This is a genomic window from Streptomyces sp. NPDC057654, from assembly GCF_042800135.1.
GTDB lineage: Bacteria > Actinomycetota > Actinomycetes > Streptomycetales > Streptomycetaceae > Streptomyces.
This window is the reverse complement of record NZ_JBHVHQ010000114.1, coordinates 1-14,514: the sequence shown is the minus strand read 5'-3', so window position 1 is coordinate 14,514 and position 14,514 is coordinate 1. Positions and strand designations below refer to the sequence as shown.

The following is a 14,514-nucleotide window of genomic DNA, read 5'->3' as shown; positions in this document are numbered from 1 at the left end:
CCCTTCGACCTGTTTCGCAACCCCGAGGAGGACCCACCGAAATGAGCGACACCCGTGAATACCGCCGCATCCTGCTGGACGGCGCCGCCGTGCAGGCCGTCAAGGAAGGCGACGAGCTCGTGGCGGGCGACGGCCGCCGCGTGCGGGCCGCCGACGCGCACCACCTGCCGCCCGTACAGCCGTCGAAGGTGATCGCGGTGCACCTCAACCACCGCAGCCGGGTGGAGGAGTTCCAGGTCTCGCTGCCGCCCGCCCCCACGTACTTCCACAAGCCCGTCTCCGCCCTCAACGCGCATGGCGGCGCGGTCGTGCGCCCCGAGGGCTGCCGGTACCTCAACTACGAGGGCGAGATCGCGCTCGTCATCGGCCGCGTGTGCCGCAATGTCGCGCCGCGCGACGCGGGGGAGTACATCGCCGGGTACACCGTCGCCAACGACTACGGCCTGCACGACTTCCGCGACACGGACGCCGGTTCCATGCTGCGGGTCAAGGGCTCCGACACGCTCTGCCCGCTCGGCCCCGGACTGGTGACGGGGTGGGACTTCCACGGCAAATACCTGCGCACCTACGTCAACGGGAAGCTGGTGCAGGACGGCTCGACCGACGAGATGACCTGGGACATGCACTATCTTGTCGCCGACATCGCCCGGACCATCACCCTCGTGCCCGGCGACGTCCTCCTCACGGGTACGCCCGCGGGCTCGCGCCCCGTGGAGCCCGGCGACGTCGTGGAGGTCGAGGCGGAGGGCCTGGGACGGCTGACCAACCGCATCGTGACGGGCCCCGTGCCCGTACGCGACGACTGCGGGGCGCAGCCGACCGCCTCGGAGGAGGTGCTGTCCACGGCCTTCGGCGGCGACTGGGAGTTCCGCGGCATCCGCCCGCCCCGCCGCTCCTGAGCGTATTGCGCCGGTACGCCCCCTCCGGTCACGCGGAGGGGGCGTACCCGTGGTTCAGGCCCGAGCCGGTCCCGGCGGCGCGGTCGCGGCCTCGCCGGACACGGCCGGCGCCGTGGCGACGGATGTGGCGGCGAACAGCTCCGAGATCCGCTTTCCCTCCGCCGCGCTCTGCGGGAAGAGGTACGCGCAGCCGACGTAGATCGCCAGGTTCAGGGCCATGCCCACGACCCCCGAGGTGAGGCCGTCCAGCCACGGGATGGACGTGGGGTAGACCGCCGAGAGCCCGGCCGCGGTGCAGAAGCCGACGACGGTCCCCGCGACCGCGCCGATCCGGTTGCCGCGCTTCCAGAAGAGGCCCAGGAACTGCGGCACGGCGAGCTGCACCACCCCCTGGTACGCCATGATCGACAGCGTGATGAGGTTGCTGAGCCCGATGTTGGCGACCAGCGCGGACGCCACCGTGTAGACGGCGATGGATATCTTGGCCGCCAGCAGCCGCCCCTTGTCGTTCATCGGGCGGTACACCGCCACCAGGTCGTTGGCGATCAGCGTCCCCACGGACTGGAGCACCCCGTCGGCCATGCCGATCTGCGCGGCCAGGACGCACAGGGCGATCGCGATGATGATCCACGGCCCGCCGATGTGCTGGGCCAGCGTGAACAGGGCGCGGTCGGGGTCGTCGGAGACGCCGGGCAGCGTCCCGGACAGCAGGGCGGCGGTCAGCAGCAGTCCCGCGAAGATCAGCGAGGCCGGCATGACGAACACCGCGGACCGCTTGACGCTCCGCACCCCGTCCGCCGTGAACAGCCGGACGAACATCCCCGACAGGCACCAGCCGCCGACCGCGCCGGTGAAGGTCAGCGCGAAGAGGTAGAGCCCGCCCGTGCCGCCGCCGTCCACGGGCAGCGACAGCCGCTCCACGGGCAGCGCGGCGAACCCGTGGCCGTTGACCACCAGATAGACGATGAGCCCCACCAGCAGGGCCGAACCGAAGACGTACGCGATGATGCCCTGGTAGAAGTCCGTGACGACCACGCCGCGCATGCCCATGCGCACCGTCCAGAACTGGCGCGCCACGAGGACCAGCACGCCCGCGAGCACCGACTGCGAATAGCTGAGGTGCCCGAACGAGATGTAGAAGAAGATCAGGCCCATCGCCTGCATCCCGAGCACGGTCATCGGGAAGTTGACCAGCACCTGGATGAGCGCGGGCACGGTGCGCGAGGCCGTTCCGCCGTAGCGCAGCCCGAACAGGTCGGACTGGGTGCGCAGCCCGTTCGTCTCGCCCCACATCCACACCCGCCGGGACATCAGATACATCAGGAGATAGGCGAACAGCCCGTAGACCAGCAGATGGAAGCCGATCACGCCGCTGCGCGCCGCGAGCCCGGAGTCGGCGATGAAGACCGAGCCGGGGAACCAGGTGTTGAGGACCGACATGGTCTGGTAGCCGCTGCCGAAGCTGCGCCCGCCCACGGCGTAGTCGGTGAAGTCGGCGTCGCGCCGGCGGTGCATGTACAGCGTGAGCAGCACTCCGGCGAAGAAGAGCACCACCATGCTGTAGCCGAGGAACACATTCACTGGGGGCGAACCCCTCTCAGGTCCGAGGAGGTGTCGGTCGACGGCGCGTCCGCGGACGGCACCGTTTCGTCGTGAGGGCCGACGTGAGAGCCGACGTGGTGATCTACGTGGTGATGATCGAGGTGGGGATCGACGCGGTGGCCGTCGGCGCCGTGGTCAGTCGATCTCGCCGCGGGCCGCTTCGACGCAGTACAGGGCGACGACGCCGGCCGATACGTGCGCGCCGATGGCGATGAAGTACCAGAAGGACAGCGGGATTCCGCTCTGGAACGCGGGGTCGCCCGCGGCCCAGTACACGGGCGGCACCAATGCCACCAGGCCGTCGAGGGCGAACCAGGAGCCGAAGACCGCCCACTTCCGCCGCGGGGAGAGGGCGACGGCCCAGCGGGCGAACCGCCGCGCGAGCGGGCCGCTCTGGAAGGGCTCCGGCTGCGGCGGCTGCGCGCCGGGGGCCGCATCGCCGGGAGACGCGCCGTCGGGAGCCATGCCGCCGGGTGCCACGCCGTCGGGCGCCATGTCAGCGGGCATCATGGACGATCTCCCCGTCGAAGACCGTCATCGCCACCGGCATCGCCGCGATGTCGTGCGGGTCCGCGTGCGCGAGATCGCCGTCCACCACGCAGATGTCGGCCGCCTTGCCCGCCTCCAGCGTCCCCTTCCAGTCCTCCGCGAAGTCCTGCCACGCGGCGTTCGAGGTGTACGCGCGGATCGCGGTCTCCAGGCCGACGCACTGCTCGGGGCCGCTGCGCCGGCCGCTGGCCTTCGACTCCCGCAGCATCATCGACGCCACGCCGCGCCGCCAGTCCGGGTAGGTGATGGGCGCGTCCGAGCTGGCGGTGACCGGGATGCCGGCCTCGGAGGCGCTGCGTACGGGCCACTGGTACGCGGAGCGCTCGGGCCCCACGATCCCGTCCATCAGGTCGGCGATGGCGTCCTTGACGCCGGGGTTCATGTTGATGCCCCAGCCGTGCCGGGAGAGCGTGGCGAGGGAGCGGGCGGAGGCGAAGTCGCCGTGGATGACGTAGTGGCGCGCGTCGGGGCGCGGAGTGCCGTTGTGCGCCGCCTCGAAGGCGTCGACGACGGCGTCGATGCCGTGGTCCCCGGTGATGTGCACGCCGAGCTGGTGGCCGGCCGTGTGCGCGTACCGCACGATGGCGTCCAGCTCCTCGATGCGCTGCGTGTGGGTGTGTCCGTGCAGACAGAGGCTGCCGTACCCGCCGCCCACGTACTCCTCGTGCATCCAGGCGGTGCGGCTCGGCGGGATGCCGTCGGCGAACAGTTTGACGCCGAGGACGCGCAGCCGCCGCGGATCGGCCTCCGCGCACAGCCCTTCGAGCCGGGCCATCCGCTCGGGAAGGTGCCGGGCCGCGCCGCCCATCTCCAGGGGGAGCAGCAGCACGCTGACGCGCGCCCGGAGTTCGCCGGCCGCCTCCAGGCGCGCGTACATCTGGAGCGTCTCGGTGTCGGCGACGCCGAGGAAGAGCGAGGTGCCGCCGGGGCCGAGGCCCGGCTCGGTGAAGCTGGTGATGCCCTCGGCGTGGCAGACGGCGACGGCGGAGCGGATGGCGGCCTCGCGGGCGGCGTCGTCCATCAGCGGGACCGCGGAGTTCACCAGGTCCAGCGCGCCCTCGCGCAGGAGGCCGGTGGGGACGCCGTCGGCGTCGGTCTCGATGATGCCGCCGGGCGGCGGCTGAGTGGCGCCGGTGATGCCCGCGGCCTCCAGGGCACGGGAGTTGAGCCAGGCGGTGTGGCCGGAGAACTCGTAGAGGAGCACCGGGTGGTCGCGTGACACCTCGTCCAGGTCCTGGCGGCGCGGGGTGCGGCCCGGCTCGGTCAGACACTCCTTGAGGTAGCCGACGTCCCAGCCGTTGCCGAATATCCAGTCCCCGAAGGGGAGTTGGGCGGCCTTGCGGCGTACGGCCTCGCGGACGTCGGCGATCGAGGACACGGTGGGCGAGGCCACGTCGAGGGCGAGCGGCGGGCGGGTGGCGCCGAAGGCGGCGGCGTGCAGATGCGAGTCGTTGATGCCGGGGAGCGCGGTACGCCCTTCGAGGTCGATGACCTCGGTGCCGGGCCCGACGAGCGTGCGGATCTCGTCGTCGCTCCCGGTCGCCGCGATCAGGCCGTCGCGCACGGCGATGGCCTGCGTGGCGCGGAACGCGGCGTCAACGGTCAGGACGGTGCCGTTGACCAGCACGAGGTCGGCAGGTTGGGGCATGGGTGACCTCCCTCCAGTTCGTTTGGACCCAAACATATGCCCGGTGGCTGTCCCCGGCGCAAGGGTCCTGCACGAATTCCCGACCGCCCCCGGAACGGGCCGCGCGCCGCCGAGTCCCGCCCGTACGCGGCCCTGCCACGCCTGCGTGCGGCCCCGCCCTGCCCGTACGTACCGCTGCCGCGTCACCCGGCGAGGCGCTCCACCCGCCGCATCACGTCGCGGCAGAAGTCCCCGACCCCGTCCGGATCGTCCGTGAACTGCGACGGCTTGATGCAGAACGTCGTGAAGCCCTGCTCCATCTGCTCCGGCACGGCCTCCAGCGCCCGGTCGAGACCGGCCACCGACGTGTCGTCGGGGAAGACGGCGCGCGTGCCGCCGATCATCTCCAGCTCCGACAGGTCGCGCCCGGCCTCCGTCATCGCCGCGCGCAGCTTCTCCAGCTCGCCGGGCGCGGGGCGGCCCAGCGGGTTGAAGCCGTGCCCGTACGCCACGAGCCGCCGCAGAACCGCGGAGTGCAGCGTCGAGCCGCCGAACCACAGCTCGGGGCCGCCCGGCCGGTACGGCTTGGGCTCCAGGTAGGCGTCGTGGAAGCGGTAGTGCTCGCCCTCGAACGTGGCGGGGCCGGGCTCCCAGAGCAGTTTCCACGCGGCGAGGTGCTCGTCGAGCAGCTTCCCGCGCCGGGCGAAGGGGACCTGTAGCGCCGCGTACTCGTCCTCGCTCCAGCTCACCGTCGGCAGCACGACGAGCCGCCCCTTGCTCAGCAGGTCGAGCGTGGCCAGCTCCTTGGCCAGCAGCAGCGGGTGGCGCAGCGGCGCGAGCACGGCCGCGGCGGCGAGCCGGATCCGCTCGGTGACGGCGGCCATGGCGGCGAGCAGTACGACGGAGCTGGGCCACGGGGTGTCCGGGGCCTGATTGCCCGGCAGGGCGTACTCGCGCGGGTTGGGCATCGGCCCCTTCGCGCACGCGTCCGGCCCGAGCACGATGTGCTCGCTGAGCATGACCGAGTCGAACCCGGCATCCTCCGCTTCGCGGGCCCAGCGCACCAGGGCGTCCGTATCGCAACGGCCCCCGGTCATCGTCCAGTTCTCGGTCAGTACGAGCGTCATGCGGGGGTGGGGCTTGGTCATCCGGGCTCCCGGCTGCGATCGAGGCTCATTGTTTGGCCTCAAACGGTAGGCCGGTCCGGCACCGTCCTCAAGAGCCGCGCCGAATTCCGGTCACGTCCCGGTCAGGGAGGGCAGGCCGGTGCGGGCCCGCCGGGCGAGGTGATCGTGTCGCCGTAGAGGCGGAACAGCCGGGGCAGCGACCCGGAGGCGTCCCCGGTGGCGGGGAGTGCGCGCAGGGCGGCCCAGCACCGCCGGGCCAGCCGGCGGGCGTCGGCGCCGGGCCAGGGGCGGGGGAGCAGCTCCGGCGGCAGCAGCGGATCGGGGGACACGGCGCGGCTGAACTCGGCGGCCAGCCCCACCGCCAGGGCCAGTTGCTCCATGCCGGACGGCTCCGCGTCGCGGGCCAGCCGGTCGGCGCAGTCCGCGGCGGAGGCGGCGAGATGGCCGTACCGGGCGGCTGTCTCCTCCAACGGCCATATGGCAGCGGCCAGTCGGCGAGGTTCGCGGATGTCCCCGAGACGCAGGTCGGTGCTGGTGAGGAAGGCGACGGAGCCGAGTACGCCGAGGTGGCGGGCCTGGGCCTCGACCAGGGGGGCGACGGGGTTGGCGGCGACGTACAGACCGCCCTGGACGGGCGCGGCGCCCAGATGCAGCAGCGATTCCCGCAGGGCGTCGCGGGCGGGGCGGCGCGCCTCCGGTATGGCGAAGGCGAACAGCCGCCATACGCCGTCCCAGGGCGCGAGCCCCTGGTCCTGCCGGTGGGCGTGGCGGACATGGTCGGCGTCGGGGGCCACCGCGCCGGTCGCGGCATCCGCCACGGCCTGTAGCACGGCTCTGCGGCCCCGCCCCGCGCGGGTGAACACCCCTTCCGCGACAAGGCGGTTGACGCGCATACGGACCTGCTGGTCCGTCATGCCGAGGAGCCCGGCGACGGCGTAGAGCTCACCGGCGTCCACGGTCCCGTCCTCGCGGACCAGAGCGTGCACGAGCAGTCGCGTGGGCACCTCCGGACGGTGTGCGCGGCCCGGCGGCGCGGGAGTCATCGGGGGCTTCCCCCGCCCAGGTCGTCGGGGGTGACGGGGCGGTGCATCGTGTCGGCGGCGCCGAATCCCATCAACGTCCGCAGGAACGGGGTGTGCTGGGTGCGCGTGACGCGGAACCCGTGGCGCTCGTACAGGGCCTTGGCGCGCGGGTTGACGTCGATGACGTCGAGCCGGACGCGGGAGCAGGAGTTCTCGGCGGCCACGGCGGCGATCTCGCGCAGCAGCAGGCTCCCGATTCCCGCGCCGCGGTGCGCCGCCGCCACGCAGATCCCGTCCATCACGAGCTCGCCCTCGGCGGGCCGTCGGGCGAGCAGGCCGAGGAGGGCCAGCCGGGGGACGCCGCGCAGCGGGCCGTACAGGGACAGCACGTCGCGGGCCGAGCCGCCCATCAGGGCGCGGCCCGCGAGGTGGTAACCGGCGACGCCGACCACCCGGCCCGCGTCGTCGAGCGCCGTGATGCCGCGGTCCCGGTGCAGATGGGCGGCGAGAAAGGCCCGGCCCTTGGCGGGCGGGCCGAGCGCGCTGCCGAGCTTGCGGCCGAACGCCTCCCAGTACAGGGCGGCCACCTGCCGCTCGGCGCCCTCGGGGATTCCCCGGTGCGGTCGGGGGGTGCCGTTGTCGCTCATCGCGCTGCTTCCTCTCGTCGCGGGCCTCTCTTCGAAGGCCGCCGTGGGCCGTCGGATCGACCTCCACCGACGAACATAGTACGCTCGTATGGAAAACGATCGTTTGTAGATCGATAGTTTAGAGGAGTCATCATGAGTGACCGACCGTACGCGGCCAGTCATGCACCACCGCCCCCGGTGTCGGGACCGGCGTCAGGACGGGCGTCGGAACCGGCGTCGGATCAGGCGGCAGGGGCGCGGAGGCGGACCGGCGGGGCCCGGCTGGCGCAGGTGGACGCGCTCCGCGGCTTCGCGCTGTTCGGCATCCTCATGGTCAACATCACCTACATGGCCTCCGCCTACCACGGCACCGGCCTGGAGGACCCCGGCCTCGGCGGACCGCTGAGCGAGGCCGTCCGCTGGGTGGTGGCGGTGCTCTTCGAGGCGAAGTTCTTCCTGCTCTTCTCGTTCTTGTTCGGCTACAGCTTCACGTTGCAGATCGACTCGGCCGAGCGGCGCGGCGACCGCTTCGCGCCGCGCTTCCTGCGCCGCCTGGCCGGGCTGTTCGTCATCGGCGCCGTGCACGCCGTCATCCTCTTCCCCGGCGACATCCTCACCCTCTACGCCGTGCTCGGACTGGTCCTGCTCGCCCTGCGCCGCGTCCCGCCCCGCACCGCCGTACGCATCGCGGCGGCGCTCCTCGTCGTGACTGCCGTCGCGTACGCACTCCTCGCGCTCGCCGCCTGGCAGTCGGGCGCGGACGGCGTGGTCCCGCCGTCCACGGCGACCGCCGCCGCCGAGGCGACCGAGGCGCTGCGCGGCGGACCGGCCCCGGTCATCGGCGCCCACCTCGACCAGCTGCCGGACATGGCCCTCCTGCTGGTCTTCTTCCAGGCCCCGTCCGCGCTCGCCGCCTTCCTGCTGGGGCTGGCGGCCGGACGCCGCCGGGCCCTCGCGGACACCGGCGCGCACCAGCGATTCCTGCGGCGGCTCCAGTGGACCGGTTTCACGGTCGGGCTGCTGGGCGGCGTCGTGTACGCGACCGTGAGCCTGAACCACCCCGCCTACCAGGTGGGCGCCCTCGGCCTCGACGTGGTCACCGCGCCGCTGCTCGCCGCCGCCTACGCGGCGACGGTGCTCCGGCTCGTACACGGCCGGCGCGGCCGGGCGGTGGTCGCCGCGCTCGCGCCGGCGGGCCGGATGTCGCTCACCAACTACCTCGGCCAGTCCCTGGCCGGCGTCCTGCTGTTCACGGGCGTCGGGGCCGCCCTCGTCGGCCGCGTCCCGCCCGTCGGCGTCGTGGCGATCGCCCTGGCCCTGTTCGCGGCGCAGGCGGCGGCCAGCGGGTGGTGGCTGCGGCGCCACGCCTACGGGCCGCTGGAGTGGCTGCTGCGCGCCTGGACCACGCTGTCGGCGCCGCCGTGGCGCCCGCGCCCGTCGCCCCGCCCGTAACCCACGCACGTAGCTCCATCCCGACCCGATCCTTGAGGAAAGGCGCATCGATATGTCCGCGAACAAGTTCAAGACCGTGGTCCGGCAGAAGACGTCGAACCGCGTCATAGTGGCCGTGGGGTTCCCCGCCCTGGGGGCGCTGGCCGGCTGGCTGCTGAAGCTCCTGGCCAACTGGTCGGCCTCCTGGCCGTGGGTCCCGTGGGAGGGCCCGGTAAAGATCATCAACGGCGCGCCCGAACCGGCGGCCACCCTGGTGAGCCTGGCGATCGGCGCGGTGGTCGGCGGCGTCATCGTGTTCCTGGCCGAGTACGGCTATGTGACCGTCACGATCGAGAACGACCAGGTCAAGCTGGCCCGCGGCGATTCCCGTCAGACCGTTCCCCGGACCGCCGTCAGTGCGGTGTTCGCCGACGGCAAGCGGCTGGTGGTGCTCGGCGGGCGCGGCGAGGAGCTGGCCGTGGAGAGCAAGAACGAGGGCGCGGACCTGCCGACGATCGCGCAGCTCGCGGAGGGCTTCCAGGCGCACGGCTATCCGTGGCTGCCCGGCGGGGACCCCTACCGGGACGCGTACAAGCGGTGGGTCGAGGACATGCCGAACCTGCCGCCCGGCGCGAACGCGCTGTTCAAGGCGCGGGCTACGGCCCTGGAGAAGGAGGACGAGAAGAACATCGCGGAACTCCGGAAGGAACTGGCCAAGCTCGGCCTGGTCGTACGCGACACGGACGACCGGCAGTGGTGGCGCGGCGTCCAGCAGCGGACGGGGTCCTGACGGCGTGCTGATGGTCGTGAACGGGCCCTGCTCGAAAGGCGGTTCAGCGTGCTTGCCCCAGCGGCTGGCGGCTGTCCTCCCGCAGCAGCCCGGCCGTCTGGCGGGCCGCCGCCACGCACGTGGCGATCTTTCCGCCGAACAGCGCGACCGTCCGCTCGTCGAGCCGGCGCACCAGCGTCGGCCGCCCATCTCGCGCGCGGCTATGAGGACTTGGCCGCCGACCTCGTACGGCTGGGCGCGGACGTACGGGGCGAGCCCTGACCCCGGCCGTCCCCGGGAGCGGAGGCGGGCCGTCCGTTCGGGCCGATCCCTGACGAGGCGTCACGGCTGGGAGCGCGTACGGCCGGGGGACGACGCGGGCTCTCAGTCCCGCGTGAGCAGCACCGGCAGGGAGCGCGGGCTGTTGCTGACGATGGACGGGAGCGGTACGAGCTCCTCGGCCGGGACCGCGAGCGCGAGGCCGGGGAAGCGGTCGAAGAGGGCGGGCAGGGCTACCTCGGCCTCCAGACGGCCCAGCGACGCGCCCAGGCAGAAGTGCGGGCCGTGCCCGAAGGCCAGGTGCCGGGAGGACTCGCGGCCGATGTCGAAGCGCTCGGCGTCCGGGCCGTGCAGCAGCTCGTCGCGCCCGGTCGCCCCGTACACGGCGAGGATGGCGTCGCCCTTGCGGATCACCGCGCCGCCGCCGTCACCTCCGATCTCGATGTCCTCCACCGCGAAACGCAGCGGGAACCGGCCGACCGGCGCGTCCCAGCGGAGGGTCTCCTCGGTCACCGCGCTCCACGGCCGCGCCCCGCTCCGGGCCAGGGCCAGCTGGTCCGGATGGGTCAGCAGCGCCCGTACGGCATTGGTGAGGAGGTTGAGCGTGGTGTTGTGGCCCGCCACGAACATCAGCAGCAGCGTGCCGATCAGTTCCTCCTCGGTCAGCCGGTCGCCCGCCTCGCGGGCGGCGATCAGATCGCTCGTCAGGTCGTCGCCCGGCTTCTCGCGCTTGGCGGCGATCAGGGCGCCGAGCCCCTCGTACATCGAGCGCTGGATCGCGAGAACCTTCGCGCGGTCCATGGTGGTGTCGGTCATGACGGCGGACAGCGCGTGGAGCTCCTCGCGGCGCTCCTCGGGGATGCCGAGCAGTTCGCAGATCACCATGATCGGCAGCGGATAGCAGAAGCGTTCCCGCAGATCGACCGGGCCGGGCGCGTCCGACGCCAGCCCGTCCAGCAGATCCGCGACGATACGGACGGCGCGCGGCCGCAGCGACTCGATGCGGCGGGCCGTGAACCCCTGGGCCACCAGCCCCCGCAGCCGGCGGTGGGCCGCGCCGTCGGTCGCCGTCATCGCCCGGACCGACACGAAACTCAGCATCGGCCAGCTCTCGGGCACCTCGCCCCGCTGCCACGCGCCCCACTGGCCCAGATCCTTGACGACGCGCGGATCGCCCAGCAGCCGCTGGAGCTCCTCGTGGCGGGTGACCGCCCACGCCGTGACGCCGTCCGGCAGCTCCACCTCCACCGCGGCCCCGAGCGCCCTCAGCCGCGCGTTCTCCCCGTGCTGGTCGACGCCCTCCGGCGAGAGGCGTACGGGGACGCGCGGGACGGTCGCGTACCGATTGTCATCCATGAGTTCTCCCAATTGGAGCGATGCCCCGGGCGGGAGCCCCGCCCGGGGACGCGCGTGATCCGCTCGCTCCGGAGGAAGACGCGGCGCGCCCGCGGAGGGGCGTCAGTCTCCGGACGGCGGAACCACCTTGAGGCGGTACGAACAACTGCCGGTGTGGGCCATCTGGCACAGGCCCACGGCCGGTTCGAGCGCGGTCGGCATCTCCATGGCCTGAAGCCAGCCGGTGAGCCGCTCACCGGGACCGCAGTGGTAGACCTTGTCGATGCCGGCCTTCTTGACGCCCTTGTAGGCGAAGCACACCCGTACGTCCATGGTGTGCACGTCCCCCTCCACGGACTCCTCCGCCTCGAACAGCGAACCGAGGTAGAGATCGACGGCCGCGCCGAAGAGCGTCCGGTACTGCTCGACGCTCTCGACCTTCTCGATGCCGAGGCTGCGCATCAGCCGCCGCATCTCCTGGCGGCCGAACTCGCGCACCACCTGGATATTGGCCGCGTTGGCGCCGTCGATGCCGGCGGCCTGCGCGGTCTGGTAGTACCAGAGGCCGTCGGTGGCCATCCACGACCGGCGCAGGAGCTCTTCGCGCTCCGTGGCGGTCAGGGCGGCCGGGTCCTTGGGGGCTGCGGTCATCGTCCTACTCCAAGCTGACTCGGTCGGTGGTGACGATCGGCTCCGAGCCCGGAGAGGCCGGGGCCCACTGCTGGTAGACGGCCTGAGCTCCGTGCCGCAGCAGCTTTCCGCTCGACGTGCGCGGCAGTCGGCCCTTCTGCACGAGGACGACTTCCCGAGGGGTGATCCCCAGTTCGCTGGAGACGGCGTACCGTACGCGCGCGACGAGTTCGGACCGAGCGTAGGCCTCCGATTCCCTGGTTTCCACCATGACGACGAGAGCGTCGCCGTCCTCGAACGGGACGGCCGCCGCCAGCGCTCCGTGGTTCGTCACCCCCGGCAGCCGGCCGACGACGGACTCGATGTCGTGGGCGTAGTAGTTCTGCCCGAAGACAATGATCATCTCCTTCTTGCGGCCGGCCACGAAGAGTTCGCCGTCCTTGCGGAAGGCGAGATCGCCCGTGGACACCCAGCCGCCGTCGTGGACGGTGGCGCGGGTGGCCGGCTCATTGGCCTCGTAGCCGCGCGTCACCGACGCGCCGCGGATATGGATCTCGCCCACCGCCGCGTCCGAGTGCAGCACGCCGCCGCCCTCGCCCACGAGCCGCACCTTGGTGCCCGTGACCGCCGCCCCCACCGAGGCGATCTCCCGGCACAGGCCGCTGTCCCGGCCGCCGAACTCCACGATCCCCTCGCCGAGCATGTCGCGCCGCACCCAGACGGTCCGCACCTCCCGGTCGAGCGGCGGAATGGTGACCGCGAGCGAGCCCTCCGCCAGCCCGTAGACCGGCAGGAACGCCGTCGGCCGCAGACCGGCCGGGGCGAAGTGCGCGCAGAACCGCCGCATCAGCTCGGCGTCCACCGGCTCCGCGCCGTTGAGCGCCAGCCGCCAGGAGGACAGATCGAGTCCGCGCACGTCCTCGGCCGGGACCTTGCGCAGGGCGTGCAGATAGCCGGAGTTGGGCGCGGCGCTGATCGTCCCCCCGTAGCGGCTGATGACGCGCAGCCACCGGCCGGGGTCGCGCAGGAAGTCCTCCGGCGGCATCAGGAGCGTCTCGGCCCCCGCCAGCACCGCCGACAGCAGCGTCCCGATCAGCCCCATGTCGTGGAAGAGCGGCAGCCAACTGCACCCCACGTCGGCGTCGGTGAGGTCGATCCCCTTGGTGATCGCCTCCACGTTCGCCAGCAGATTGGCGTGGCTGAGGACCACGCCCTTGGGGTCCTCGCTGGTGCCCGAGGTGTACTGGACCAGCGCCGGGGCGTCCGCGGCGACGTCGGCGTGGACGGGGGAGGCGGCCGGCACTTCCGCGATGTCCAGCACGTCGAACTCGCCGGACCCCGAAGCGCCGCCATCGCCCAGCACCGGACCCAGCAGGCTCCCCAGGGCGGCGTCCGTGAGCACGTACCGGACCTTCGACTGGCGCATCGCGATGACGATGCGCCGCATATGGATCTCCAGTGACGCGAACCTGGCCGGGGGCGGCACCGGGACCGGCACCGCTCCCGCCGCGAGCACGCCGAACAGCGCGCGGGCGAAGTCGAGCGAGGTGGGCAGCGCGACGGCCACCCGCTCGCCCGGCCGCACCCCCCGTTCCAGCAGCCCGCACGCCACCCGGCCCGCGTCGGCGTACAGCTCGTCGAAGCCGACGCGGTCGCGCTCCTCGTCTCCGCGGAACAGCCGGATGCCGTGCCCGGTGCCGCGCTCCGCCACGTCCCGCAGCGCCGCCGTGATGGTCACGTGGCGGCGCCTTCCCGGCAGAGCCGCTCGACCAGGTCGTGGAACTCGCCGATGGTCTGGAGCCGGAAGGTGGCGTCGTCGTCGATCTCGATGTCGAAGGCCTTCTCCGTCTCCAGAATGATCTGGAGGATGCGCATCGAGTCGACGTTCGGCAGGGAGCGGAAGTGCCGGTCCGGGGTGAGTTCGCCGGCCGGTACGGACAACTGCTCGCCGATGATGGCGCAGACGCGTGTACGGACGTCCATGATGATCAATCCCCCTGTGGCGCTCGCCCGTTGGCGGAGCGGAGCACCTTGATGAGTTCTGCTGGTATGCGCTCGGAGTTCTGCCCGAGCACGTCGTCGGTCAGTAGATAGAACGTGCCGTCGGCCACGGCGACGATCTCGCCGTCGCCCGTCTCGACCCGGCCGGAGGCCCGTACCGAGATGTCGTCGCGCTTGACGATCTCGGCGTGGGCGGTGTGTTCGGTGTCGGTCTCCATCGGCCGCGCGTAGCGGATGCGCAGCCCGGTGGTGAAGGCCGAGACGCGGCCGGAGCGGTAGACCGCCTGGGCCAGCGTCTCGTCCAGGATCGAGGCGACGATGCCGCCGTGCACGACGCCGGGAAACGATTCGTAGTCCGTCCCGAGCTTGACGCGTGTGCTGAAGACGTCACCGTGGCGTTCGAAATCCAGGTGCAGTCCGATGGGATTGCGCGGGGCGCACCCGAAGCAATTGGATTCTGTTTCCCCTGTCGTGGACTCGGGCATTCCGGCTCCTCTCGTCGGTTCCTTCGGTCGTTCCTTCGGTCGTATGGCGGAGCGACGAGAAGAATCGGCTCGGAACGTGCTGATGTCCGCTGTTCATTTCCCCCGTCGGACCTTTCCCGGCGCGCCGTAGCC

General features: G+C 72.2%; 15 protein-coding genes. 3 read left to right on the top strand and 12 right to left on the bottom strand.

The genetic code is table 11. From position 1 onward, the window contains the following. Window positions 1–41: 41 nt before the first annotated feature. Window positions 42–899: a fumarylacetoacetate hydrolase family protein gene (locus ACFU99_RS12250; RefSeq protein ID WP_384389682.1), complete on the top strand. Its 858-nt coding sequence runs from the start codon at window positions 42–44 to the stop codon at window positions 897–899. A 54-nt stretch (window positions 900–953) separates the two neighbouring features. Here ACFU99_RS12250 and ACFU99_RS12245 read toward each other — a convergent pair whose 3' ends face one another. The 6 genes from ACFU99_RS12245 to ACFU99_RS12220 form a co-directional block, all read right to left on the bottom strand. Further along, a complete protein-coding gene (locus ACFU99_RS12245) occupies window positions 954–2,480 on the bottom strand; it encodes a sodium:solute symporter (protein WP_384389679.1) in 1,527 nt (508 codons plus the stop codon). 156 nt (window positions 2,481–2,636) lie between these two features. Next, entirely contained in the window at window positions 2,637–3,011 is a 375-nt protein-coding gene (locus ACFU99_RS12240) for a hypothetical protein (RefSeq protein ID WP_384389676.1), read from the bottom strand. Next, entirely contained in the window at window positions 2,998–4,698 is a 1,701-nt protein-coding gene (locus ACFU99_RS12235) for an amidohydrolase (RefSeq protein ID WP_384389673.1), read from the bottom strand. Before ACFU99_RS12235 ends, ACFU99_RS12240 begins: the two co-directional genes overlap by 14 nt. 182 nt (window positions 4,699–4,880) lie before the next feature. Further along, entirely contained in the window at window positions 4,881–5,825 is a 945-nt protein-coding gene (locus ACFU99_RS12230) for a TIGR03619 family F420-dependent LLM class oxidoreductase (RefSeq protein WP_384389670.1), read from the bottom strand. Window positions 5,826–5,926: 101 nt separating this feature from the next. Next, complete coding sequence (locus ACFU99_RS12225) at window positions 5,927–6,847, bottom strand: PaaX family transcriptional regulator C-terminal domain-containing protein (protein WP_384389667.1); 921 nt, start codon at window positions 6,845–6,847, stop codon at window positions 5,927–5,929. Further along, window positions 6,844–7,473 carry a GNAT family N-acetyltransferase gene (locus tag ACFU99_RS12220; protein ID WP_384389664.1) on the bottom strand — a complete coding sequence of 210 codons (630 nt, stop codon included), beginning with the start codon at window positions 7,471–7,473 and terminating at the stop codon, window positions 6,844–6,846. Before ACFU99_RS12220 ends, ACFU99_RS12225 begins: the two co-directional genes overlap by 4 nt. A 132-nt stretch (window positions 7,474–7,605) precedes the next feature. Between ACFU99_RS12220 and ACFU99_RS12215 the strand changes: the two genes are divergently transcribed. Both ACFU99_RS12215 and ACFU99_RS12210 read left to right on the top strand, forming a co-directional pair. Next, on the top strand, window positions 7,606–8,904 hold the full coding sequence (locus ACFU99_RS12215) for a DUF418 domain-containing protein (protein ID WP_384389662.1): 1,299 nt from the start codon (window positions 7,606–7,608) through the stop codon (window positions 8,902–8,904). 52 nt (window positions 8,905–8,956) lie between these two features. Continuing rightward, entirely contained in the window at window positions 8,957–9,673 is a 717-nt protein-coding gene (locus ACFU99_RS12210; protein ID WP_384389659.1) for a hypothetical protein, read from the top strand. 43 nt (window positions 9,674–9,716) lie between these two features. Here the strand turns inward: ACFU99_RS12210 and ACFU99_RS12205 are convergent, their stop codons facing one another. From ACFU99_RS12205 to ACFU99_RS12180, 6 genes are all read right to left on the bottom strand, one after another. Then, window positions 9,717–9,845: a hypothetical protein gene (locus tag ACFU99_RS12205; protein ID WP_384389656.1), complete on the bottom strand. Its 129-nt coding sequence runs from the start codon at window positions 9,843–9,845 to the stop codon at window positions 9,717–9,719. Window positions 9,846–10,036: 191 nt separating this feature from the next. Then, window positions 10,037–11,287: a cytochrome P450 gene (locus ACFU99_RS12200; RefSeq protein WP_384389653.1), complete on the bottom strand. Its 1,251-nt coding sequence runs from the start codon at window positions 11,285–11,287 to the stop codon at window positions 10,037–10,039. A 102-nt stretch (window positions 11,288–11,389) separates the two neighbouring features. Continuing rightward, entirely contained in the window at window positions 11,390–11,917 is a 528-nt protein-coding gene (locus ACFU99_RS12195) for a DUF6125 family protein (RefSeq protein ID WP_384389650.1), read from the bottom strand. A 4-nt stretch (window positions 11,918–11,921) separates the two neighbouring features. Then, a complete protein-coding gene (locus ACFU99_RS12190) occupies window positions 11,922–13,634 on the bottom strand; it encodes an AMP-binding protein (protein WP_384389647.1) in 1,713 nt (570 codons plus the stop codon). Next, entirely contained in the window at window positions 13,631–13,879 is a 249-nt protein-coding gene (locus ACFU99_RS12185; RefSeq protein ID WP_384389644.1) for an acyl carrier protein, read from the bottom strand. The genes ACFU99_RS12190 and ACFU99_RS12185 overlap by 4 nt, the downstream gene beginning before the upstream one ends. Before the next feature lie 5 nt (window positions 13,880–13,884). Then, complete coding sequence (locus tag ACFU99_RS12180; RefSeq protein ID WP_384389642.1) at window positions 13,885–14,382, bottom strand: PaaI family thioesterase; 498 nt, start codon at window positions 14,380–14,382, stop codon at window positions 13,885–13,887. Between the last annotated feature and the right edge of the window lie 132 nt (window positions 14,383–14,514).

Coding starts and splice junctions, on each gene's coding strand:
- ACFU99_RS12250 (WP_384389682.1), top strand. CDS start 42: ATGAGCGACACCCGTGAATACCGCCGCATCCTGCTGGACGGCGCCGCC.
- ACFU99_RS12240 (WP_384389676.1), bottom strand. CDS start 3,011: ATGATGCCCGCTGACATGGCGCCCGACGGCGTGGCACCCGGCGGCATG.
- ACFU99_RS12235 (WP_384389673.1), bottom strand. CDS start 4,698: ATGCCCCAACCTGCCGACCTCGTGCTGGTCAACGGCACCGTCCTGACC.
- ACFU99_RS12230 (WP_384389670.1), bottom strand. CDS start 5,825: ATGACCAAGCCCCACCCCCGCATGACGCTCGTACTGACCGAGAACTGG.
- ACFU99_RS12225 (WP_384389667.1), bottom strand. CDS start 6,847: ATGACTCCCGCGCCGCCGGGCCGCGCACACCGTCCGGAGGTGCCCACG.
- ACFU99_RS12220 (WP_384389664.1), bottom strand. CDS start 7,473: ATGAGCGACAACGGCACCCCCCGACCGCACCGGGGAATCCCCGAGGGC.
- ACFU99_RS12215 (WP_384389662.1), top strand. CDS start 7,606: ATGAGTGACCGACCGTACGCGGCCAGTCATGCACCACCGCCCCCGGTG.
- ACFU99_RS12210 (WP_384389659.1), top strand. CDS start 8,957: ATGTCCGCGAACAAGTTCAAGACCGTGGTCCGGCAGAAGACGTCGAAC.
- ACFU99_RS12200 (WP_384389653.1), bottom strand. CDS start 11,287: ATGGATGACAATCGGTACGCGACCGTCCCGCGCGTCCCCGTACGCCTC.
- ACFU99_RS12195 (WP_384389650.1), bottom strand. CDS start 11,917: ATGACCGCAGCCCCCAAGGACCCGGCCGCCCTGACCGCCACGGAGCGC.
- ACFU99_RS12185 (WP_384389644.1), bottom strand. CDS start 13,879: ATGGACGTCCGTACACGCGTCTGCGCCATCATCGGCGAGCAGTTGTCC.
- ACFU99_RS12180 (WP_384389642.1), bottom strand. CDS start 14,382: ATGCCCGAGTCCACGACAGGGGAAACAGAATCCAATTGCTTCGGGTGC.